The organism is Oleiphilus sp. HI0132, from assembly GCF_001635845.1.
The window spans coordinates 1-363 of the sequence record NZ_LWGJ01001408.1 but is presented as its reverse complement, the minus strand read 5'-3'; the positions used below and the strand labels follow the sequence as shown (position 1 = coordinate 363).

The window sequence follows — 363 nt, the reverse complement described above, 5'->3', positions numbered from 1 at the left end:
GAGTCATTAAATGGCTGGGATTTTGATACTCGGATCGCCAGCATGCTTAAGCGTTTTGGTTTGCATGAATCGATGCAGATGAAAGACTTATCCGGCGGTTGGCGGCGGCGGGTAATGCTTGCCCGAGCCTTAATCAATGAACCCGACCTGCTTTTACTAGATGAGCCGACTAACCATCTGGACATCGAAACTATCAAATGGCTGGAAGCCCGCTTAGCAGAATATCGTGGCGCGTTATTGTTTGTCAGTCACGATAGAGCGTTTATTAAGGCTTTGGCCTCCAATATTATCGAGTTGGACAGGGGAAATATCACAGCTTTTAACGGAGGCTATAGCGACTACCTGAAAGAGAAACAGCGTTTG

Annotated in this window: 1 protein-coding gene; it reads left to right on the top strand. The window is 47.1% G+C overall.

Features of this window, described 5'->3' with window-relative positions; all coding sequences use genetic code 11:
• Window positions 1-33: 33 nt before the first annotated feature.
• On the top strand, window positions 34-363 hold a 330-nt coding region (locus A3766_RS21530), incomplete at its 3' end, for an ATP-binding cassette domain-containing protein (RefSeq protein ID WP_255375693.1).